Source organism: Streptomyces zagrosensis, from assembly GCF_014203645.1.
GTDB lineage: Bacteria > Actinomycetota > Actinomycetes > Streptomycetales > Streptomycetaceae > Streptomyces > Streptomyces zagrosensis.
Window position 1 is genome coordinate 145,832 of sequence record NZ_JACHJL010000005.1, and the last position, 21,018, is coordinate 166,849.

General features: G+C 67.7%; 18 protein-coding genes. 10 read left to right on the forward strand and 8 right to left on the reverse strand.

Translation table 11 applies throughout. The features are described from left to right. Nucleotides 1–11: 11 nt before the first annotated feature. The 5 genes from FHS42_RS11895 to FHS42_RS11915 form a co-directional block, all read right to left on the reverse strand. A complete protein-coding gene (locus FHS42_RS11895; protein WP_184571895.1) occupies nucleotides 12–572 on the reverse strand; it encodes a histidine phosphatase family protein in 561 nt (186 codons plus the stop codon). A gap of 215 nt (nucleotides 573–787) precedes the next feature. Continuing rightward, nucleotides 788–1,825, reverse strand: coding sequence for a serine hydrolase domain-containing protein (locus FHS42_RS11900; protein WP_184571897.1), 1,038 nt, complete (start codon nucleotides 1,823–1,825; stop codon nucleotides 788–790). Further along, on the reverse strand, nucleotides 1,800–2,228 hold the full coding sequence (locus tag FHS42_RS11905) for a carboxyvinyltransferase (RefSeq protein WP_184571899.1): 429 nt from the start codon (nucleotides 2,226–2,228) through the stop codon (nucleotides 1,800–1,802). The genes FHS42_RS11900 and FHS42_RS11905 overlap by 26 nt, the downstream gene beginning before the upstream one ends. Nucleotides 2,229–2,557: 329 nt before the next feature. After that, nucleotides 2,558–3,100, reverse strand: a complete 543-nt coding sequence (locus tag FHS42_RS11910) for a GNAT family N-acetyltransferase (protein ID WP_184571901.1) — start codon at nucleotides 3,098–3,100, stop codon at nucleotides 2,558–2,560. Nucleotides 3,101–3,288: 188 nt separating this feature from the next. Next, nucleotides 3,289–3,663 (reverse strand): VOC family protein, encoded by a 375-nt coding sequence (locus tag FHS42_RS11915; protein ID WP_184571903.1) that lies wholly within the window; start codon nucleotides 3,661–3,663, stop codon nucleotides 3,289–3,291. 372 nt (nucleotides 3,664–4,035) lie between these two features. Here FHS42_RS11915 and FHS42_RS38175 point away from each other — a divergent pair, with 372 nt between their 5' ends. From FHS42_RS38175 to FHS42_RS11925, 3 genes are all read left to right on the forward strand, one after another. Then, the gene (locus tag FHS42_RS38175) at nucleotides 4,036–4,161 is read left to right on the forward strand and encodes a hypothetical protein (RefSeq protein ID WP_281392726.1); all 126 of its coding nucleotides are present in this window, start codon (nucleotides 4,036–4,038) and stop codon (nucleotides 4,159–4,161) included. Between the two features lie 49 nt (nucleotides 4,162–4,210). Further along, nucleotides 4,211–4,609, forward strand: a complete 399-nt coding sequence (locus tag FHS42_RS11920; protein ID WP_184571905.1) for a hypothetical protein — start codon at nucleotides 4,211–4,213, stop codon at nucleotides 4,607–4,609. A 345-nt stretch (nucleotides 4,610–4,954) separates the two neighbouring features. Then, nucleotides 4,955–5,593 (forward strand): class I SAM-dependent methyltransferase, encoded by a 639-nt coding sequence (locus FHS42_RS11925; RefSeq protein ID WP_184571907.1) that lies wholly within the window; start codon nucleotides 4,955–4,957, stop codon nucleotides 5,591–5,593. A 124-nt stretch (nucleotides 5,594–5,717) separates the two neighbouring features. Here the strand turns inward: FHS42_RS11925 and FHS42_RS11930 are convergent, their stop codons facing one another. Then, on the reverse strand, nucleotides 5,718–6,413 hold the full coding sequence (locus FHS42_RS11930) for an HAD family hydrolase (protein WP_184571909.1): 696 nt from the start codon (nucleotides 6,411–6,413) through the stop codon (nucleotides 5,718–5,720). 196 nt (nucleotides 6,414–6,609) lie between these two features. Then, nucleotides 6,610–9,441 carry an ATP-binding protein gene (locus tag FHS42_RS11935; RefSeq protein WP_221476387.1) on the reverse strand — a complete coding sequence of 944 codons (2,832 nt, stop codon included), beginning with the start codon at nucleotides 9,439–9,441 and terminating at the stop codon, nucleotides 6,610–6,612. 295 nt (nucleotides 9,442–9,736) lie between these two features. On the opposite strand from FHS42_RS11935, the gene FHS42_RS11940 reads away from it, so the two are divergent. From FHS42_RS11940 to FHS42_RS11955, 4 genes are all read left to right on the forward strand, one after another. Next, nucleotides 9,737–11,308, forward strand: a complete 1,572-nt coding sequence (locus FHS42_RS11940) for a S8 family peptidase (RefSeq protein ID WP_184571913.1) — start codon at nucleotides 9,737–9,739, stop codon at nucleotides 11,306–11,308. Between the two features lie 138 nt (nucleotides 11,309–11,446). Further along, complete coding sequence (locus FHS42_RS11945) at nucleotides 11,447–12,913, forward strand: trypsin-like serine protease (RefSeq protein ID WP_184571915.1); 1,467 nt, start codon at nucleotides 11,447–11,449, stop codon at nucleotides 12,911–12,913. Nucleotides 12,914–13,271: 358 nt separating this feature from the next. Next, on the forward strand, nucleotides 13,272–13,832 hold the full coding sequence (locus FHS42_RS11950) for an RNA polymerase sigma factor (protein WP_184571917.1): 561 nt from the start codon (nucleotides 13,272–13,274) through the stop codon (nucleotides 13,830–13,832). After that, the gene (locus FHS42_RS11955) at nucleotides 13,829–14,812 is read left to right on the forward strand and encodes a hypothetical protein (RefSeq protein ID WP_184571919.1); all 984 of its coding nucleotides are present in this window, start codon (nucleotides 13,829–13,831) and stop codon (nucleotides 14,810–14,812) included. Before FHS42_RS11950 ends, FHS42_RS11955 begins: the two co-directional genes overlap by 4 nt. A gap of 178 nt (nucleotides 14,813–14,990) precedes the next feature. On the opposite strand, the gene FHS42_RS11960 is transcribed toward FHS42_RS11955, so the two are convergent. Next, nucleotides 14,991–16,355, reverse strand: coding sequence for a TolB family protein (locus tag FHS42_RS11960; RefSeq protein WP_184571921.1), 1,365 nt, complete (start codon nucleotides 16,353–16,355; stop codon nucleotides 14,991–14,993). 280 nt (nucleotides 16,356–16,635) lie between these two features. Between FHS42_RS11960 and FHS42_RS11965 the strand changes: the two genes are divergently transcribed. The 3 genes from FHS42_RS11965 (at nucleotide 16,636) to FHS42_RS11975 (ending at nucleotide 21,007) form a co-directional block, all read left to right on the forward strand. Further along, the gene (locus tag FHS42_RS11965; protein WP_184571923.1) at nucleotides 16,636–17,694 is read left to right on the forward strand and encodes a vWA domain-containing protein; all 1,059 of its coding nucleotides are present in this window, start codon (nucleotides 16,636–16,638) and stop codon (nucleotides 17,692–17,694) included. Nucleotides 17,695–18,704: 1,010 nt separating this feature from the next. Then, on the forward strand, nucleotides 18,705–19,856 hold the full coding sequence (locus FHS42_RS11970) for a Gfo/Idh/MocA family protein (RefSeq protein ID WP_184571925.1): 1,152 nt from the start codon (nucleotides 18,705–18,707) through the stop codon (nucleotides 19,854–19,856). Next, nucleotides 19,853–21,007, forward strand: a complete 1,155-nt coding sequence (locus FHS42_RS11975) for a dihydrodipicolinate synthase family protein (protein WP_184571927.1) — start codon at nucleotides 19,853–19,855, stop codon at nucleotides 21,005–21,007. Before FHS42_RS11970 ends, FHS42_RS11975 begins: the two co-directional genes overlap by 4 nt. Nucleotides 21,008–21,018 lie beyond the last annotated feature (11 nt).

The following is a 21,018-nucleotide window of genomic DNA, read 5'->3' on the forward strand; positions in this document are numbered from 1 at the left end:
AGCGCATGGGTTCACCGGACTGAGGCGGGCCAGTCGGCGGATAGCGTGTAGTGCCAGCCCGGGCGCCAGCTAGGCGGTGCTTGAAGTAGTTCTTCCAGCGGTGTTCCGGTGAGCAGATGGTCGAGTGCCCATCGGTTGGCCGAGTGGGCGATCACCAGGATTGTGCTGCTGTCCCATCCGGTGGCGAGGTCGTGAAGGAAGGCACGAGTGGCCGTAACGACCTGGCGGTAGCTCTGGCCTCCGGGGAATGGTTCGTCGATGTGCTGGGCTCGTTGGGCGGCGATGAGGGAGATCGGGTGTCCGTTGAGGTCTCCGTAGTTGCACTCACGCAGTCGGATGTCCTGGTGGATCGGGGGACGGCCATCGGGGAACGCGGTCCGGGCTGTTTGGACAGCCCGGCACAGGTCGGAAGCGAACACAGCCGCGAAGCCGTCGCCGGGGCGGCGTTCGCCCAATTCCCGGGCCTGGCGGCAGCCCAGGTCCGAGAGTCGGCCCGGGAGCCAGCCGGTGGCGATGCCGGTTTCGTTGTCCGTGGTGGTGGCGTGTGTCTCGTAGACGATCTCTACTGCCATCAGTGCTCTTGGATGTCCTCGACACGTCAGGCTGCATGGGCGCGCGGGCGGCATCACGGGCCGGCTCCTATGCATTTCTGCCGCGCTCACGGCGGAAGGTCGCCAGCGCGGTGCGGCCTTTGCCTCCGGCTTTCGCCGTAGACGTTGCACCCTCGGTGGCAGCGGAAGTTGAGTCGACGGGTGACCTGCTTGCTCAGGCATGCAGACCGCCCTGGTTAAGTGGCGGACGTCGTCTTGAGTGCGAGGGCCCGCAGTGGAGCGATCCGGGTTCGGGCGTTGCCGTGGTAGACGGCGTTCGTGCAGATCACGAGGTAGCGGCCGGTGTCGAGGGCAAGGTAGAGGCTGGTCCCGGTGAATCCGTGATGGTAGGCGACGCGTCCGCCGGCGGCGAGGACCCAGGACAGGCCGCGGTCCAGGCCGGGCTCGATAGCGGCCTGCGGGACGAGACTGACGCGCGTCCACTCACCTAAGTCGGTGTCGGTCTGGTCTGTGTACGCGGTCAGCAGCCGCTGGGCGTATTGGGCGAGGCTGCGCGGGGTGGCGAAGACGCCGGCATGACCGGCGACGCCGCCGAGCAGGGCGGCGTTGTCGTCGTGCGCGACGCCCCAGACGCGCGGGGCGCCGGGGATGCGCTGCTCGGTCGGGGCGACCTGGTGGGAGCGGCTCAGGGGCCCGTACGTCACTTCGGGCATGCCGAGGTCCTCCCACATGGCCGCGGCCAGTTCGTCGAGGGGCTGGTCGTTGATGTGGGCGAGGGCCAGGCCCAGCAGGATGTACCCGCGGTTGATGTAGCGGTGAGTGCCGGGGGCATCGTCCAGTGGCTCGCGGCACATCAGTTCATGCAGGGGCAGTTCGGCACCGCGGTAGTGGTCCAAACGTGTGGAGGCGCGAAGCCCCGAGGTATGGGCAAGGAGTTGGCGCACGGTCGCCTCGGCTGAGGGCGTCTCGCCGTTCATCGCGGGCAGGAAGTCACGGAGCGGCTCGTCCAGGTCGAGGAGGCCGTCATGCAGCGCGCGGCCGACCAGGGGCCAGGTGGCGACGACCTTGGTCAGCGAGGCGATGTCGTACGCCGTATGCCGGGTGGGTGCTTCGTCGCCGCACTCCGGGGCGACGATGCCGGCGCTGAGGTATTCGGGGGTGCCGTCCGCGGTGCCGTAGACGATCACACTGCCGGGGGTGACGCCGTCGGCGATGACGGACTGAAGGGATTTTTTGAGGCGGGCGGCGTCAGCGGCGGTGAATGGGGCGGGCATCAGGGCCTCCGGGGTGGGTGGTGATGTCGGCTCCCAGCGTGGCGAGGGCGGACAGCAGGTATCCGTAGCCGCGCCGGAGGCGATACATCCCCCGGATCGTAGAGGGGCCCTCAGCGGTGAGGGCGGCGATCAGCAGGGCGGTCACCGCACGGATGTCTGACGCTTCTACATCTGTGCCACGAAGTTGGACGGGATCTGTGCCACGACGCTGGACGGGCCCGCGGATGCGGCTCACCGAGCCGGTGGTGGTGATGTCGGCGCCGAAGGCGAGCAGCTTGCTGCGCGGGGCGGCGACGGAACCGGCCCCCTCGACACTGTGGTGACTACTGGGGACGTCCGAGGTTTTTGCAGCGGCGGCGGGCAGCAACCGCCCCCGCCAGGCAAAGTATCCGAGGGCTCCCATGCCCGCAGTGGGCCAAGGGCCCTTCCGGCGCCGAGGGACGCCACACAAGGAGGCCCAACGCCCCGCCACCACCGCAGTGTTGGTGCAGCGGCGGTAGCAGACGTGGACGCTCGCGATCGATGCCGGCGAAGGCCCCGAAGCGCTCGGCGCGCTCAACCACCCAGCGATATCGGCCGGGCCTCCCTGTCCCGGTAAGCGGCCCACGGCCTGGGCGTATCGCTTATCGGCCAGCGGGCAGGACACACGGCCCACGCGGAAAACCCTCGCCGCCCTGGCCCTCAGCCGTCCATGTCGGCTCCACGATCCGCCCTTGGGCGTCGAACGGCAGCCTAGCCCTGCGAGTCCGGCTTCCAATCCTGGACGAGGAGCCCTAGCAGCACCTCGTCCAAGAACTCACCCATCACCCAGGCCGAGGAACGCAGCACGCCCTCGCGGACGAAGCCGTTGCCCTCGGCGGAGCGCAGCATCGCGGTGTTGTCGGACAGCGTCTCAATCTGTAGCCGTTGGAGGCCGCGCACGACGAACCCGTAGTGGCACAGCACCGCGACGACGTCGGTGCCGTAGCCCTTGCCGCGAGCGGACGGCAGTAGGCCCAACCCGATGTGCGCGGACCGGTTGTGATTGTCGATTCCCCACAGCGTCGCGGTGCCGACCAGCGTGCCGCCGTCCAGCTCGACCACGGAGAACGGGACGTGCCCCTGCTCCTTGTCGTCCACCACGAGCCGCGGGTCCTGCGAACCTGGCGTAATCGGCCGCCATGGCCCGCCCTCGGCCCGCGAGGCGTTGACCACGTCGTCGTACAGCTCGGCCCGCAGGACCGGAATGTCGTCCTCGTGCCGGGCCCTCAGCCCAACCTTGTTGCCTTTTAGCATGCGAGCTTCTTATCCGGCCGGGCTGACCTGCGGCAAACGAATAAGAGGTCGGCTCAGTCGGGGTAGCGGCGAAGGCCGATGCGGGTGCTGGCGATGCCGACGAAGACCCAGAAGCGCTCAGCTCTACGCCTGTGGCGCCCGTGCCGGCGGCAGCAGCCGTGAAAACCAGAGCAGTAGGCCCGAAGGGCTCAGTGGAAGCAGAGACAGAACGGATGGCCGGCCGGGTCCGCGTAAACCCGCCAGTTGGCCCCCGGGTGGAGCTCGTCCGTGCGCTCCAGCAGGGTCGCGCCGAGGGCGAGCGCCCGCTTTTCCTCACCGTCGAGGTCGTCTACGTCGAAGTCCAGATGGAGCTGCTGCGGGCGCGCTTGGCCGGGCCATTCGGGCGGTTGGTAGCCGTCCACCCGCTGGCAGGCCAGCGGTGTTCCCTCGAACCCGTGCACCTCGATCCAGTCGAGATCCTCAGGTTTGGCGAGCACTCGGCCGCCGAGCAGCTCCGCGTAGAACTCGGCGAGCCGTACCGGATCAGCGCAGTCCAACGCGACCGCTTGCAGCTTTCGAATCACTTCCGACACTCCTTACTCTTCGGCCGCTTCCGCGACACCCCCGCAGGGGTGCGTTGTACCCGCCACCGCGGCGGGCATGCGCGGCGGCACACCAGTCCGCAGCCGGACGTCACCCACAAGGGAGGCGGCAGCGGGGTCCATGGTCCAGCATACGGACGCCGCCCGCTCACTCCTCGAACCGGCGCCCCGAACAACAACCGCCCCGACCAACCATGTCACCACGCATGAAGCACATGACACACGCCCATATTCGAGCCCTTGATGCGCTGCGCTCCCCGTCCATGAACGAACCCGACTTCCCACACCGGGCTCCGGGAGCCTTACCTACGAGTGTGAGGCGGGCACCTGGCGCACACGCGCACGGGCAAGGCGATGCACACCGTGCCGGACGAGCGGACCACCGCGACCATCGGCGTCGGCCCGCGGCTGGAGCTGGAGATCGTCGCTGCGCCGGCTCATTTCGGCGAGGTGGGGCGGGAGCCCGCCGAGGACCGGTGATCAGTATGTTCGCCTCACCGAAGGTTGGGACGGCGGCCTCAGGGGATTGATGCTGGACATGCTGGTGACAACGGCCGCTGGCGCGCTGTCCGCCACAGCGGGCGTGCTGGTCGGCGGTATCGTCACGCGCCGTGCTCAAAATCGCCAGTGGGCTCGTGATCAGCAACTAGCCGCCTATCAGCAGCTGTTCAGTCACTACGCCAAGTCCACGATGGACCTCAGGCGAGCCCACGGTGACCAGCACGGTTGGAATTACGACCGGGGCGAGTGGAGCGCGGCTTTGATACGCGTAACCCTGGCCGCTCCCATGGATGTCGCGGCGGAAATCGACAATGCCAGCCGTGCCATCAATTCCTTTCTGGACCAAGTGGAGCGAGGCGGACGCACGCCACTGCATGACCCGCTAAGTCCGCAGGAGTTCGAACAGGCCAGGCTGGCAACCGCATAAGCGCGAGTGAAGCTGGTCAACGTCATACGACGTTCACTGAGCGATGACCGTAAGGGGCTGCCCCTCGAAATGGGTGGTTGAGGCTGCGGCCCCACCATGCCCGGTCGCTGCGGTGGGCGTACTTGGCTCGGGCTGCTTGGAGCTGCACTCATAAGCGCATGTGGGGCTGTGGGAACGGGTTTCGCGACAGCGGGGTGGGTGACGCCGGCACCAGCGATGATCGTGCGGCCGGTCGCCGCCGATGGTCTTCAGGATGAGAGCCTGTGGCCGCTGTGGCACCGGGTCTCCAGGACAGAACAGTCAAGCCCCCTCGGGATCGCTGCTCCGGCACAGTAGGTTACACGAATGTCTGACTACCTCTCGCGCACTCTCGCCGCCTACGAACACAGTGTCCACACCTACGAATGCGCCACCAAGGACATGCTCCCGGACGAGGAGCTCGACCTTTTCGCACGAATGCTGCCCGATCCGGCCGGGCCGGTACTGGACGCCGGGTGTGCCTTCGGCCGCGACACGGCCTTGCTGGCGGCCAGGGGCATAGCGGTGACCGGGGTGGATCTGAGCGAACCCTTTCTCGTCCGGGCCCGGGAGCTCCACCCCGCACTGGACTTCCGGCGTATGGACGTGCGCGCGCTGGACCTTCCGGACGCCTGTTTCGCGGGCGTCTGGTCCCAAGCGACGCTGCTGCACCTCAAGGACGAGCACGTGGCGACCGCGCTGTCCGAGTTCTCTCGGGTATTGCGGACCGGCGGGGCACTCTTCGTCAGTTTCAAGGAAGGCGAGGGCGAGGAGGAGTTCGTCGAGTCGTTCAGTGCCGACGCTGCCCGTTTCTTCCGCTACCAGACCGCGGGCCGGGTCCGCGGTCTGCTGGAGGCGGCCGGCTTCGCCGGGCCCGACGTGCGCATCGTCAATGAACGAGAGCGTTACGGGCCCGGGCATCGCGATATCAACTGGCTGACCGCGTACGCCCGTACCGCGTCTTGATCCGTTGGCCGCAGGCCGGGGCCCGGTGCGCCGTCGCAGCCGTTGTGAATAGTCCCGTGTACCGAGCTGAGCGCACGTCGCACCGTCGGGTACGAGCCCACTTCGTCCGTACCCGGCCGGCGTTCTAGGAAGTACGTTGGCACCAATTCGCCAGCAGAGGTGTCACGGACCGCAAGTCCCCGCTGTCCACTACTGTCGAGGCTCTGTCCCGCGCCTGCTGGTCCGGGTTGAAGGCGATACTGAGGCCGACCTCGTCGAACAACGGCAGGTCCGATCGGCTGTCGCCGATGGCCGCGCACCGTGAAAGGGCAAAGCCGAGATCCTCCGCATAGCGCAGCGCGAAGTCACGTTTGCCGAACTCGTCGAAAGCGATCCGCACTCGGCCGGTGAACGCTCCGTCGGCGCGTTCCAGTTCAGGGCCGCAGTAGGCGGCGAACCCGAACCTCTTCGTGATGTGCTTCCCGATCGGTTGCCAGGCCAAGGTGGCCAATACCGGCAGGAGGCGGTGCCCACGGCACCATTGGACCGTCTCCGCTATGCCCTCGACGAGCGGCAGTTGAGTCAACCAGTTGTCGATCTCCGTTTCGGTATGGCCCGCCCATGCGAGGGCGTCTACGGCCGCGATCTCGGGATTGGTCAGTAGGCCAGCCGCGTAAGCGGCTTCAGCCTTGGCCATTTCCTCCTCCGTGCCCAGGTAGCGAGCCACGTGGACAGCGGAGCCCGGGGCTGGCACAAGTGTCCCGTCAATGTCTACGAAGACCACGCCGTCCCACTCCGACGGATCGGAGACGACCTCCCACCCGTCGCCGGTTTCCCGCATGATCCACTCCTTCTCATCGTGCCACCATGCGCGCTGTAAAGGCGACGAAGAACCGTGCCCCGGGCAGAGTTCACGCGCTGTCCGCCGCACAGCCTGATTTGTCTGGAACTGGTGCGCCCACAGGGAACGTAGCGCGGGGGCATTCAGACACACCGAAAGCCGCTGCCGCGTTAGGACGGGAGAGTTGACGTGCCGATCAAAGGTGGACCTCCTGGCGTGATTTCACTCCGAGTTTGCGCAGCACCTTGGCCACATGTTCCTCGACGGTGCGAGGGGAGAGGAACATCGCCTGGGCGATCTCGCGATTGGTGCGGCCGTGCGCTACCAGGCGCCTCACCTCGCGTTCCCTGGGCGAGAGTTCGTTGCCGTAGCCGCGGCGGCCACGAGGTGAGGGGGTGCTTACACCGGCGCTGCGGATCAGATGGCGGCAGCGCGCTGCGTCCGAGGTCGCCCCCAGCTCCTCATAGGTGCGCGCGAGGTCGGTGAGTTCGGTGATATCGATGGCACGCGCCGCCACCGTCTCGGTGAGCTGCGCCAGCCGGTAGGGGGTGCCGAGGTCCGTGAAGCAACCGATCGCCTCAGCGCACAGGCGGGCCGCGCCGGCCATGTCACCGGCGGCCTCCGCGAGTTGTGCCCGGGCGGCAAGCAGGGACGCCTGTGCCAGCGGCGCGTCTACCTCGTTGAGCCCGGCGGCCAGGTCAGCAACGAAGGTGTGTGCGTCGTCAAGGCGCCCAGCGGCCACATACGCCTCCACGGCCGGGCAGGCCAGCTCCCCGGCCCAGGCCCACAGGCCCTTGCGGCGGATCAGTGCCGCTCCCCGGTCGGCGTACCCGCAGGCCGCCGTGGTGTCGCCGCGGTTCAACAGCAGCGTGGCCATTCCACCGATCGCGGCCACGGCGACCGGGATGACCGCCGAGTCCGGCTGATCCATGCGGGTGGCCTTGAAGGCCGTCTCCGCGCGGCCCCAATCGCCGCGTGCGGTCGCCAACCACCCCTTCACCAAATTCAATTCGCTGGTCACCCACAGCAGGTGGGCGTAGGTCTGCGTGAGCTGCTCGATCCGTTCCGCCAAACCGTCCCAGTCACCGACGTGCCAGTCCAGCCGGGCCCGGGTGCCCTCGGCGGTGCCGACCACATAGGGCGCGCCGGCACGCTTGGCCAGGTCCAGGCCGCTGTGCAGGTACTCCCGAGCGCGCCCGTAGTATCCAGCCCACGCGCACCCGTCGGCCAGATTGCAGTGTGCGCGTGCGAGCGCGCGCAGCGTCCCGGCCTCGACCGGCTCGGACACGGAAGGCAGCAGGCTGAGCCGATCCCATACCCCCGGGTCACCGACAAGGACCCGGGCACCGAGTACGGACGCCAAGAGCTCCGTGCGCAGACCACCCGGCTCCAAAGCCTCCAAGCTCTCCTCCACTCGCTCCATCCAGACCAGGTCGGCGGCGAATGGGGCGGTGCTGATGTAGGGCAGGGCCAAAACGGCCATGCCGCGCAGGCGGCGTTCTGGCCGGCCGTGCAGTGCTTCGACGGCTAGTTCGATCTCGGCCCGGCCGCGGGCCATCGCGCCTACCTTGCGGATCAGCAGCAGCCCTAGCCACAGGTGTACTTCGCCGCGCACCTCGTCCGAGAGCCGCGGATCGGATGACAACTGCTCGATCTGCGCGATGGCCTCTTGGTGGTGCAAGTTGATCAGCGCGGATTCGCACAGGTTGATCGCGAGTCGATCCAGGTCCGCGGCCCGGGCGGTAGGTTCGGCCACCGCTGCGACGAGCAGTTCCATCGCGGTGAAGGCGTCACCGGCCCGCATCGCGGCGGCGGCGGCTGCCTCGCTGTAGCGCAGCCAGTCCGCCGTCAGCCCGGCACTCCTACAGTGCAAGGCCAGCCGAACCAACGGCGGCGGGTCCAGCTGAGCCAGCTCCCGAACCGCGCGCACGTGCAGTCCCTGGCGGTACGGGCCGGAGAGCGACCCGTAAACCGCCCGTTGGGCGAGCGCGTGCCGGAAGCTGTACTCGTTCTCCGCCACCTCCACCAGTACCGCTTGCTCCAACAGCCGGGTGACGTGCGCCCGGCTCCACTTCACTCCAGCGACCGCGCTCAGCAGCGCGTCCGAGGCGGGGACCCCGAGGACCGCCGACGCCTGCGCGACGGCACGGGCGTCGTCCGGCAGTGCGTGCATGCGCTCGACCATCGCCTCACGCAGCAAAACGGGCACCTCGACGATGTCCAGCAGTCGGCGCGCCGTCACCTCATCGGTGCCCAGCCGCCCCTCCATGGCGCGTAGCGCGCACGTCGCCTCCTCCACCACGAACGGGATGCCGGCGGTGCGCTGCCACATGATCTCGGCAAATCCGGGCGCCACCGGGTTGCCGAGGATCGCCTCGACCAGTTCCCGTACGCCGTTGGCGTCCAGCGGCGCCAGAGTCAGATGCGCCCCGGCGGCGGACGGCGGCGGACGAAACGGCCGGCCCAGCGGCGCGTTGCCCACCAGGTCCTCGCGGCGGTAGGTCATGACCAGCGACAGGCCAGGAGGCGGGTCGGTCATCACGAACCGTAGAAGCTGCCGGGTGCCCTCGTCCGCCCAGTGCATGTCCTCGATCACCAGGACGACTCGGCCCAACGCGGCCAACAGGTCGCGCACGGCGCGGAAAAGCTGGTGCCGCTCGGCGGCGGGATCGCCCAACGCGGGCAGTGCGGACGGCAGCGAGTCGGCAAGCTCGGGCAGGTAGGGACGGAGCGCGCCGACGACGGCACTCAACTTTCCCCGCACCTGCCCCACCTGACCCGCGCACTGGCTCAGGCACTCAAGAACGACGCCATAGGGGAACGGATCGCGCAACGGCTGGCAGTGCTGGACCGCGACCAAGGGCGGTCCGTCGCCCATAGCGTTGATCAGTTCGGCGATCAGCCGGGACTTGCCGACGCCCGCCTCTCCCTCGACGAAGATCACCGATGGTGCGGCGGCCACGGCGGTGTGCAGGGTCCGCAGCTCCCACTCACGGCCGATCAGTACCGGTGAGCTAGTCCGCAGCACAGTCGAGGATGGGGTTTCGGCCGGCCGCGCACCATATGTCATCGTCTTGCCCCCACGCCCCGGCTCAACCATTGATCACTGATGAGGTTCCCAGAGGATAGCCAAGGTGGCGAAGGCACGGAAGGTGTCGTTACTCGATGCCTAAAGCCCGTACCTCTACGGGGGATTGCCACAGTTGTTCGGGCGACCATGCCGGGGGGATCGTTCTCGCCGAGTGGCTCACTGCCCCCTGGCCCCCGGCAGTCACTCCTCATGCCCGGTTCTTCCGGGCCGTGAGCGGGGAGACGGAGTTGTCATGCGAGAGAGAACCTTGCGCAGAACGCGGCGTGCCGGCACGGCGGTCGTGCTGGCCGCCGGCATGTTGGCCGCCGGCGGTGCAGCCGGCGCCCAGGAGCTCCAGAATGCCGCCCCCATGGCAGAAGCCGTGGTCCAGCAGGCCTCCCAGCACGTCCAAGGACAGTACATTGTTGCCCTTGAGGACAACGCCCCCCGGGCCGCAGCCGGCCAGGCTGCCGACTTGGCCGACCGATACGGCGCCGAGGTCACCAGGACGTTCTCCGCCACGTTCAACGGGTTCACCATCCGCGACACCAGTGGCCAGGACGCGAAGCGACTCGCGGCCGACCCGTCCGTCAAGGCGGTATACGAGGACGGCACCGCCCGTGCCACGGGCGAGCAGCCGAACCCGCCGTCATGGGGCTTGGACCAGACCGACCAAAAGACCACCAGTCTCGACAAGAAGTACACCTACCCGAACACCGCCGACAGCGTCACCGCCTACGTCATCGACTCCGGTGTGAACAAGAACCACACCGAGTTCGAGGGCCGGGCCAGCTTCGGCTACGACTTCGTTGACGATGACACGGACGCCAGTGACTGCTACTGGCATGGCACGCACGTGGCCGGCACCATCGCCGGCAAGACCGTGGGCATCGCCAAGAAGGCCAAGGTCGTCGCGGTGCGGTCGCTCGGTTGTGACGGCAGCGCACCCGACTCGGCCACCGTCGCCGCGCTGGAGTGGGTCGCCACCAACGGCAAGGGCCCGGCCGTGGTCAACATGAGCCTGGGCATGGACGTCGTTGGCGTCGGCGACCAGCAGGTCAAGGCGCTGGTGGCCAAGGGCTTCGTCGTCGCGGTCGCGGGCGGCAATGACGGTAAGGACTCTTGTAGCGTCAGCCCCGCCCGGGTGCCCGAAGCCATCACGGTCGGCTGGATGAACCAGGGCGGCAGCCGCAGCGGCAACTACGGCACCTGCCTCGACCTGTTCGCGCCCGGCGGCAACATCTACTCCTCCGACCACACCGGCAGTTACCGCGCCGGCAGTGGTACGTCGATGGCGACTCCGCACGTCGCGGGGGCGGCAGCGATGTATCTGGAGGCCAACAAGGGCGCCACACCGCAGCAGGTACGCGACGCGCTCGTCAACAACGCCACACCGAACCTGGTCACCAGTCCCGGGGTCGGATCGCCGAACAAGCTGCTGTACACCAGCTTCATCAAGGACGGCGGCCAGGAGCCGGTCTGCGGCATCAAGAGCAACACCGAGGCCGTGCCCATTCCTGACAGCGCAGAGGGCAGCAGCAGCATCACGCAGGACAAGTGTGAAGGTCGCGCCTCGGCCACGTTGCCGGTGAAGGTGGACATCGACCACACCTACAGCGCCGATCTGGCCATCGACCTCATCGGGCCGAGCGGCGCCACCTACGCACTCAAGCGTGCGGGCGGCGTTGGCACGGCGGATGGCGTCCACCAGACCTTCGCGGTCAACGCCTCCGCCGAGAACGCCAACGGCACCTGGAAGCTGCGGGTCAAGGATGCGTACAAGTACGACACCGGCGTACTCACCGGCTGGTCGATCACCTTCTGAGGGCTCGGGAGAACCGGAGGTCGGCCCGCTCCTTGGGACACCCCCGGCGCCTCGCCCGCGTACGCCCGAAGGTCACCACACCCTCCCCTTCTGCTACTCCCCCACCTACCCACCCACCTCATCAGCGAGGAATCGTCCATGAGAGCAACACGCCTGCTCCGACCACTGATTGTCGCAGTGGCCATAGCCTTCCTGCCGGCCGCCCTGCCAGCCGCAGCCGACAGCGCGCCGCCGCCCGCCAAGGCCGCCATCCCCACCGATCAACTGCGTCCCGACAGCGGTGTCAGCCCACGAGTGGTCAACGGGCAGCGCACCACGGTCAAAGAGAACCCGTCCCTCATCACCGGTCTGCGCGTGGGCGGCGGCGGCCCGCAGGGCGCCTCCTGCACCGCCTCGGTGGTCGGCCGGAACAAGATCCTCACCGCCGCGCACTGCATGATCGACGCCACCGGTGCCAAGAGCTACCTGTACGGCGACGATGACCTGAACACCACGGGCGACGAGAGCTTCCGCACCAAGCTCGCCTCCTACAAGGTGCACCCGCAGTACACCGGCACCAACAGTTGGCGCACCGGTTACGACGTTGCCGTCGTCACCACAGAGGACGACATTCCGGTGCCCTCAAGCCAGTGGGCCAAGGTCGCAGGATCGGGCGACAGCGCGCTCACCGAGCCCGGCAAGTCGGGCATGGCGGTCGGCTGGGGCAAGGTCTCCGCCGGTGGCTCCTCCGGTGTGCTCTACAAGACCACGATGCCGGTCAATGACGCCGCCAACTGCCAGGTGTTCGACATCAAGGTCAACCCTGAGCTCATGGTCTGCGTCGGCTACAGCGACGGCCGCACCGGGACGTGCTCGGGAGACAGCGGCGGCCCGTTCACCGTGGACGGCGTCGTGGTAGGCGTCGTGTCGTGGGGCGCGGGCAACTGCGACCGCTACAGCATCATGGCCCGTCTCACCAACTCGATGGGTGACTGGGCCAAGAAGGAGATCGGCAATGTTGATCCAGGCGACGGGAAGTTCTCCGTCAGCCTCAACCCCGCCGCTGGACAGGTCGCTCCCGGCAAGTACGTGTCCACCACGCTGACCAGCAAGGCCGGTGAGGCGGGCGCCGAGAAGGTCGAACTGTCGGCCACCGGATTGCCCACCGGCACGACCGCCACGTTCCAGCCCACCTCCATCCAGTCCGGTGACACGTCCAAGGTGACCTTCGAGACCTCCACGCAGACCCCGAAGGGCAAGCACACCATCACCGTCGAGGCCAAGGGCACGTCCGGCACCAAGACCGCGACGTACACGCTCACGGTCGATGACGGCACCAGCCCCGAGGGCCCCAAGCCCGTGCTGGCGAACGACTCCGCCACCGTCAGCGCCGGTGGAATCGTTCAGACGAAGATCTCGGTGACCGGCGGGCAGGGCTCCAGCAAGCTCACCGCCACGGGCCTGACGATGTCGCCGATGTTCTTCCCGCAGACGGTGGCACCCGGTGGAAGCTCACAGATGACCGCCTTCGCTCCGATGACCGCCGGTGTCTACAAGATCACGGTCACGGCCACGGACGAGGCAGGAAAGACCGGCAGCTCGACCTACACCCTGACCGTCCGCTGACCATCCACTGACGGACCCGACCGACGACACACAGGGATCAACAACACACGAGAACCAGCGTCACACGGGGCCCGCGAGCACTGCTCGCGGGTCCTTCGCGTGCGCCGTGCCTTTCGGCGCTGTCGTCCTTGCTGCTGCCGTGCGTGCAGCGCTCCCAGCCGCTCTGCCCACCGGATCGCACGGCGCGCGACCGCTGCGAGAAGATGGTGCTCATAGGCGACGTGGCGGGCTGACCCGATGAGCCATCGCACCGTACGCAACTGCCCGTGCCGACTTCCGGGGTGCGAACGCTTTTGCGGGCCGGACACAAGAAGGGGGAGGAGGCCGCGGAAGGCGCGGCCCGTGGAAGGGGAGGTCCGTGGCAACGGACGAGGAATTGCTGGCGCGCTCGGACACCGACGCGTCGGCCTTCGAACCGCTTGTGGAGCGCCATTCAAGGGCACTGCACGGCTACTTCGCACGCCGGGCCCCCGGCGCGGCGGACGATCTGCTGGCCGAGGCGTGGCTACGGGCCTATGCGGGCCGCGGCACCTACGACGCGGCCCGCGGGCCGGTCCGAGCGTGGCTGTTCGGGGTGGCCCGCAACGTGCTGGCCGCGCACTGGCGCGGCCTTGAACGGCCCGCGCTCGGCGCCGCGCTCGCCGGCGCGGCGAGCAGCGACCCATGGCACGCCGTAGACCAGAGGTTGGACGCGGCGGCGATCGCGCCGCTGATGCGCAGGACCTTGGCCGAGCTGCCCGCCGTGGAGCGGGAACTGCTGCTGTTGATCGCGTGGGAACAGCTCAGCCCCACCGAGGCCGCGGCCGTTGTCGGCGTCCCCGCGGGCACGGCCAGATCCCGGCTGCACCGGGCGCGTACCCGGCTGCGCGAGGCGCTAAGCCCAGCTATCCCGCTTCCCCTGACAGGAGACCTCGCATGACCGGGCAGGACAGGAACACCAACAGCGCGGACTTCCTCGACTTCCCCGGTGCGGGCCGGTTGCGGGCAGCGGGCAAGGTCGCGCCGCCTTCGGCGGACGCCGTCGCCACGGCGCTGGCCGCGGTGCGTTCGGCGGCCAGCCAGGCGCGGGAGGACGGGCCGGCCGTCGAGCTCGAACGGGAGCCGGTGGCCGCGATCGTCCCGGTACGGACGTGGCGGCGGCACCTTCCCGTGCTCGTCTCGGCGGCGGCTGTCGTGGCGATCGCGTTGGGGATCGCGTTCCAGCCCTGGTCGGGCTCCGAGAACGTGCAGGGCTCCCCGGCGGCGGAGGAGCGGGCGGGGACGGCACCGTACTGGAAGGTGCGGACCCTCCAGTGGAATCGGAGTATCGACAAGACCAAGCGGCCGGACGAAACGTACGAGACCGTCTGGGTGAGCCGAAGCGGCACCCGCGGGAAGCCCGGCAACCACCCGGTCCAGGACTACTCCCAAAAGGACATGGGAGGAACGGCCTATGTGATCGGCGACCATCCAGTCATGTGGGACGACCTCAAGAAGCTGCCCACCGAGCCGGTGGCGCTGCGGGCCCGGCTTGTCGGGAAGACCACCGGAGAGTCGGCCGCGGAGGGGCTCTTCGACGGCGTCGAAGAGTTGCTCACCCGCTCACCCGCCGAACCGCGGCTGCGGGCCGCGCTGTTCAAGGTCCTCACCGGGATTCCCGGTGCGCGGGTGACGGAGCGAGTCAAGGACAGCACTGGGCGCGCCGGCACGGCCGTCGAACTGGACGCCGACACCTGGCGCCGGCAACTGATCGTCGACACCAGAGCGTTCCATGTGCTGGAGTCCAGGGACACGGCGCGTAACGACGGCCTGCCGTGGGGGAATTGGCAGCTGCGGGCCGGTGACCTCCTCCACCGCACCACCTACCTCTCGATGGGGCCCGTCTGGACAGCGCCGGAGCTGGACCCGCTGACTGAGTAGCGGACCCCCTTCAGCATCAGACAGCTCATGCACGTACGCGGCGGCCTTCGTCTTGGTTGGTGCACCTTGGTCACCGCCCATGATCAAGCGAAGGCCGCCGCACGATCCGGCGAACGCCCAGATGAGCAGCCTGGTGTGAGGAGTATGTCGATGCCCAGATCTAGGCGGGCGTCGGCCGTCAGCGGAGCCGACGAACGAAGACGTCTTGGGCGCCGTTGGTGTCGCCCGCTACCAGGTCGGGGGCGTCGCTGGTGAAAAGCAAGGAACGCCCGGACCGGTCGGGGGATGCGCCCCACGATCCGCCGGCGGGTGCGTGTCCCTCGGGTGTGGAAGTGATACGGGCGATCTTCCCGGTCACCAGGTCGCGGCCATAGATGTGCCACTCAGCGTTGGTGTCCCCCGGGGAGAGGCCCAGGTCGGAGCACGTGAAGTAGACGGTCCGGTTGTCCGGGCTCAGGCCCTGGCCGTAGACGGTGCGCTGTGGAACGCTGCCGTCCGGCATCAGCACCAACCGCCGATAGCTACCCGTTCGCAGATCCCGCGCGTAGTAGTTCCACGCGCCGGTCGGCTCACCCTCGGGCACGATCCGCTCCCCGCTCTGGAACAGCAGATACCGGCTGTCGGCGGAGAACGCTAGCTCGTAACTGACCTTGGCGGGCAGGCCGTTGTGGTTGTAGGCGCCCGCCGTCGTCTGCTCCGTGCGCCGGTCATGCACCCCGAAGGTGACGTAGGGCACAGGTCGCTTCACCGCCTGCTGGGGCCTGGTCCAGGGGAAGAGCGTCTTGGCCGTGGTGGTGAAGGTGGCCTGGCGGCCGTCAGGGCTCAGGAGCGATTCGGAAGACGGGGCGTCGCCCTGGGTGCCGTCAGTGGCGACGCTGACCAGTTCGGTGGTGCCCCGTTGCCGGTCACGTACGTAGACGTCACCCGTGCCGTTGGTGTCCTTCGGCCCGAAGTCGGAGCGCAGCGAGGTGAAGGAGACGTACCGGCCGTCCGTGCTGATGGATGCCCCGAAGCTGCGACCGTCCGGGGCCTTCGTGCCCTTGGTGGTGAGCAGTTCGGTGGTGCCCTTCCACCGGTCGCGCAGGTAGACATCAGCGCCCTCGTTAGTGTCGCTCGCATCGAGCGCGGACTGCGCGTCGAAGACGACGAACCGCCCGTTGGCGCTCACGGCCTGCCTGCCTCCAAGCCCGGATGCCAACTGCCCATCCGTCCCCACGCTGACCACTTCGACCTTCTCGGTGCGCAGGTCCTTCGCGTAAATCTGGATGCCCGGGGTTGCGCCGGGTAGCAGATTGCTGGCCTCGCTGACGAAGACGACGGTGTGCCCGTCGCCGCTGAGGATGCCGCCCCAGGACGCACCGTTGGCCTGCTGTCCGTCTGCGGTGACGCTGACCCGCTCGATGAGGGGCGGGGGCCCAGCCGGTGAGGACGCGGCCGGGGGCTGGTGGGACGTCTCGGTGGAACCGTGGGCAGGGGACGCGGGCAGCGTGAGGAGACAGAGCCCCACCGCGGGAAGCGCGGTTGCCAGGCGTAAGAGTCGCATGAAGCCTCCCAGGACATGTGAGCCCCCTGACGGGGACAGGCCAAGCCAAGCCCGGCCGGGGAGCCCGGTCAACCGAAGAACGGGCCACTCCGCCGCACAGGCCAGGAGTTGCCATGCCCGGAGGCGGTGAGTTGCCTTGCGTGGACGCCAGGAGTTGCCTTGCGTGGACGCCAGGGGCTGCCGCGGGGGCAGGCAGGTGATCATCCTTCAAGATCCATTGTCAGTGCCTGCCCATAGTGTGGAGATGTCACTTGGGGAGCCCCGAAGAAGGAGCAGAAGCATGTCCGCCAACAAGATCCAGCACAAGGTGAATCACGTCGCGCTGGTAGTGGACTGTTCAGGTTCCATGCGTCCACACCAAAGCCAACTGGTCCGCGTCGTGGACGAGTTCGTGGCAGGCTTGAAGGCCGAGTCGGACAGCCTCGGTCATGAGACTCGCATCAGCCTCTACTCCTTCGACCATCAGGTGGAGAACCTGGTCTGGGACATGGACGTGAAGCATCTGCCGTCCATGCGGGGCCTGTACAAGGTAAACAACGGTGCTACGGCGCTCATCGAAGCGTCATTGAAGTCGCTGGACGACCTGGGCCACATCTGGGAGGAGTACGGCGAGCACAGCTTCCTTCAAATTGTGGTGACGGATGGCGAAGAGAACGCCTCCGGTGGCGACCGACGACACGATGGTGACATGGCCATCCTCGGCCCCTGGCTCGACAAGATCGCGGCGAAGATGGGTGCGCTTGCGAGCCACTGGACTTCCGCGATCCTCGTTCCCAACTCCCTGGCGAAGCGAACCGCTCAGAACTACGGCTTCCCGGCGGGAAACATCGCGATCTGGGATGCGGATTCTCAGGAGGGTGTCGAGGAGGCGATCGGTACCGTGCGCGCTGCCGCCACCAGCTTCCTCCGAGGCCGCGAACAGGGCGTGCGCGGCACGAAGAACCTGTTCGCGATCGGCCAGGACATATCGGTTGACGACGTGCGGGCGAACCTCGAACCGGTCCCGGCTGACAAATACCGACTCCTGAAGGTCGATACGGAGGTCGAGATTCGATCCTTCGTCGATTCGCATCCGGGCGTGACGTACGAACGAGGCTCGTGCTACTACCAGTTGGGTACCCGGGTTCAGGTTCAGCCCGACAAGGAAGTCATCGTGGTCGAGAAGGACACCGACCGCGCATACACGGGCGACGCGGCGCGCAGCCTTCTGTTCGGCACAGATGTCCAGGGGACCGTATCGGTCAAGGCGGGGCGTAATCCCAAGTTGGAGGTATATGTGCAAAGTCGTTCGGTGAACAGGAAGCTCAAGCCGAATACGCGGCTGCTCATCATGCTGTGAACATCACGAACATCACGAACATCACGAACATCACGAACAGGGCGTAGAGCGTGCGGCCCAGGACCGGGTGCGCTGAGTCGGCCAGTCGCGGGGGACTACTCGGGTAGGCCGCCCGGCTCCCGCACCGCCTTCGATAACACCCGCACACCGCGTCACGGGGGTACGGCGCGCAGAAGCCGTGGACGGGACATGCCCCCAGACCATGTCCATGGGCGGCGAACAGCACACTCTCATGTGAACGCCGGTGTCTGCCTCTTCAGCAACCGCTCGCTGTGCACGACGAGTTCGCCGGCTCTCCCCCGTACTGCGCCGGCAAGACACTGGACCGGCCCACAAGTCTTGGGCCGACCGGCAGGGCACCGCCCGACCAGCCAAGACACCGTGCATGGCGACTCCGGCAACAAGGCGGGGCCAGGGCTCGCCTCATTGCTCGTGTGCGCCGCCGCGCTCGTGAGGTCCGGGTGCCTTGCCGAATGCGAGTCGGTCGAACTTCTCCCTGATGGATGAGCGTCCGCTGCCGACTGGGGCTCTCACACCCTGGTCGAGGTGCCGCCTGCGGCTTCGGCGACAGCGGTGACTGCGACAGCGGCAGTGGCAGTGGCAGTGGCGGGGACGATGGGGATGACGGGGCGGTCGGTCGGTGCGCCGGCATGCGGGTGTCCGCGGTGGCGTGGCGCGAGTGTCACGACGCGATCCGCCAGGAGAAGCTGTAAGCGCTGTCATGCACTACCCGCCCCCTGACCAACCCAGAGCACGCTCCAGCGCATCCGCCACCGGGACTGACGCCGATCGCCCCGTGAGTGCGCCCGTAGGCCACGGAGCTGATCTAACGAGTCGCCGCGCCGCACCCTCTACCGCTGCCGACGTGGTGCGCACGAAACGAAAGGTGTCCTCTTGCCCGAGCCACTGTGGGGGGCTAGGTGTGATAGAAAGCGCTTGCTGTGCACTGCCTGCTCACTTCCGGCTCAAGAAGGGTTTGGATATACCGCGATGCCCCATGGAGGCACGTCGTGACACGCAGGACCGTGCGCATCGCCGTGAACGGCGTCACCGGGCGGATGGGCTACCGCCAGCACCTGGTGCGTTCTCTTCTCGCCATCCGGGAGCAGGGCGGCCTCGACCTCGGTGGCGGCGATGTGCTGTGGCCTGAGCCCGTTCTCGTCGGTCGCCGGGAGTACGCGCTGCGCGAGATCGCCGACCGGCATGATCTCTCGGAGGTCGCCACCGATCTCGACGCCGTGCTCGCCGACGACAGCATCGACATCTACTTCGACGCCCAGGTCACCTCGGCCCGCGTGGAGGCGCTGAAGAAGGCCATCGCTGCGGGAAAGCACCTCTACACGGAGAAGCCGACCGCCACCGATGTTGCCGGCGCTCTTGAGCTGGCTCGCCTCGCTCAGGACAAGGGCGTCAAGCACGGGGTGGTGCAGGACAAGCTGTTCTTGCCGGGTCTGCTCAAGCTCAAGCGCCTGGTGGACGGCGGCTTTTTCGGCGACATCCTGACCGTACGCGGCGAGTTCGGATACTGGGTCTTCGAGGGCGACTGGCAGGACGCACAGCGGCCCTCGTGGAACTACCGCGCCGAGGCCGGCGGAGGCATCACCATCGACATGTTCCCGCACTGGGAGTACGTGCTGCATGAGCTGTTCGGCCGCGTCACCTCCGTCAACGCGCACATCACCACACACATCCCGCAGCGCTGGGACGAGCGGGGCAAGCAGTACGCGGTGACGGCTGACGACGCCGCCTACGGCATCTTCCAGTTGGAGGGCGGGGTGATTGCGCAGATCAACTCTTCGTGGGCGGTACGGGTAAACCGCGATGAACTCGTCGAGTTCCAGGTCGATGGCACGCACGGCTCGGCGGTCGCGGGCCTGCGAAACTGTCGCGTCCAACACCGCGCGGCCACGCCCAAGCCGGTATGGAACCCGGATGTGCCGCTCACCGAGTCCTTCCGTGACCAGTGGCAGGAGATCCCGGACAACGCTGAGTTCGACAACGGCTTCAAGGCCCAGTGGGAGTTGTTCCTGCGCCATGTTGCGTTGGACGAGCCGTACCACTGGGACTTGTTGGCGGGCGCGCGTGGCGTGCAGCTCGCCGAGCTGGGGTTGCGGTCGTCGGCGCAAGGTCGCCGCCTGAGCGTCCCGAAGCTCTCTTTGTGAACATCCGTCTCCCCAACCCCGACGGCACGGTGCGCACCTACGAGCCACGTACCGACCCCCTGCGCTGCACGGCCGGCGGGCCCTTCACCTCCCGCACCGTCTTCTCGGCCGCCCATGTCGTAGCCGATCCGTACGCGGACACCACTCCCGACTCCCCCGCCGCCATCGACTGGGACGCCACCCTCGCCTTCCGCCGCCACCTGTGGTCGCACGGCCTGGGTGTGGCCGAGGCCATGGACACCGCGCAGCGCGGCATGGGCCTGGACTGGGCCGCAGCGGCCGAGTTGATCCGTCGCTCCGCTGCCGAGGCGCGTGCGGTCGGCGGCACGATCGGGTGTGGTGTCGGCAGCGACCAGTTGAGCGGGCCCGCCACGCTGGCGCAGGTCCGTGCCGCCTACGAGGAGCAGCTCGAACTTGTCCAGTCCACAGGCGCCCAGGCGATCGTGTTGGCCTCCCGTGCCCTCGCGGCCGTGGCCTCCTCGCCGGATGACTACCTAGAGGTCTATACGCACCTGCTGCGTCAGGCAGCCCAGCCGGTGATCTTGCACTGGCTTGGTGCGATGTTCGATCCGGCGCTGGAAGGCTATTGGGGCTCGAAGGACCTGGACGTGGCCACCGCGCTCTTTCTTCGCGTGATCGAGGCCCACCCGGGCAAGGTCGATGGCATCAAGGTTTCGCTGCTGGACGCTCGGCGCGAGGTGGACTTGCGCCGTCGTCTCCCGCAGGGCGTGCGGTGCTACACGGGTGATGACTTCAACTACCCGGAGCTGATCGCGGGCGATGACGTGGGATTCAGTCACGCTCTGCTCGGCATCTTTGATCCACTCGGGCCGCTGGCAGCGGAAGCTGTGCGCTCTTTGGATACGGGTGACGTCGAGAAATTCCGCGAACTCCTCGACCCGACCGTCGAGCTCTCCCGTCATCTGTTTCAGGCCCCGACGCGGTTTTACAAAACCGGTGTGGTGTTCCTGGCGTGGCTAGCAGGGCACCAGTCCCACTTCACGATGGTCGGCGGCTATCAGTCGGCCCGTTCGCTGCCGCATCTGGCTCGGGCTTACGAACTGGCGGACGGCCTGGGCCTCTTCTCGGACCCCGCACTCGCCGAGACCCGTATGAAGTCCCTGCTGACCGTCCACGGAGTTTCGCAGTGAACGCTCTTTCC

Coding starts and splice junctions, on each gene's coding strand:
- FHS42_RS11960 (WP_184571921.1), bottom strand. CDS start 16,355: ATGCGACTCTTACGCCTGGCAACCGCGCTTCCCGCGGTGGGGCTCTGT.
- FHS42_RS11920 (WP_184571905.1), top strand. CDS start 4,211: ATGCTGGACATGCTGGTGACAACGGCCGCTGGCGCGCTGTCCGCCACA.
- FHS42_RS11895 (WP_184571895.1), bottom strand. CDS start 572: ATGGCAGTAGAGATCGTCTACGAGACACACGCCACCACCACGGACAAC.
- FHS42_RS11945 (WP_184571915.1), top strand. CDS start 11,447: ATGAGAGCAACACGCCTGCTCCGACCACTGATTGTCGCAGTGGCCATA.
- FHS42_RS11900 (WP_184571897.1), bottom strand. CDS start 1,825: ATGCCCGCCCCATTCACCGCCGCTGACGCCGCCCGCCTCAAAAAATCC.
- FHS42_RS11925 (WP_184571907.1), top strand. CDS start 4,955: ATGTCTGACTACCTCTCGCGCACTCTCGCCGCCTACGAACACAGTGTC.
- FHS42_RS11910 (WP_184571901.1), bottom strand. CDS start 3,100: ATGCTAAAAGGCAACAAGGTTGGGCTGAGGGCCCGGCACGAGGACGAC.
- FHS42_RS38175 (WP_281392726.1), top strand. CDS start 4,036: ATGCACACCGTGCCGGACGAGCGGACCACCGCGACCATCGGCGTCGGC.
- FHS42_RS11905 (WP_184571899.1), bottom strand. CDS start 2,228: ATGGGAGCCCTCGGATACTTTGCCTGGCGGGGGCGGTTGCTGCCCGCC.
- FHS42_RS11940 (WP_184571913.1), top strand. CDS start 9,737: ATGCGAGAGAGAACCTTGCGCAGAACGCGGCGTGCCGGCACGGCGGTC.
- FHS42_RS11930 (WP_184571909.1), bottom strand. CDS start 6,413: ATGCGGGAAACCGGCGACGGGTGGGAGGTCGTCTCCGATCCGTCGGAG.
- FHS42_RS11955 (WP_184571919.1), top strand. CDS start 13,829: ATGACCGGGCAGGACAGGAACACCAACAGCGCGGACTTCCTCGACTTC.
- FHS42_RS11965 (WP_184571923.1), top strand. CDS start 16,636: ATGTCCGCCAACAAGATCCAGCACAAGGTGAATCACGTCGCGCTGGTA.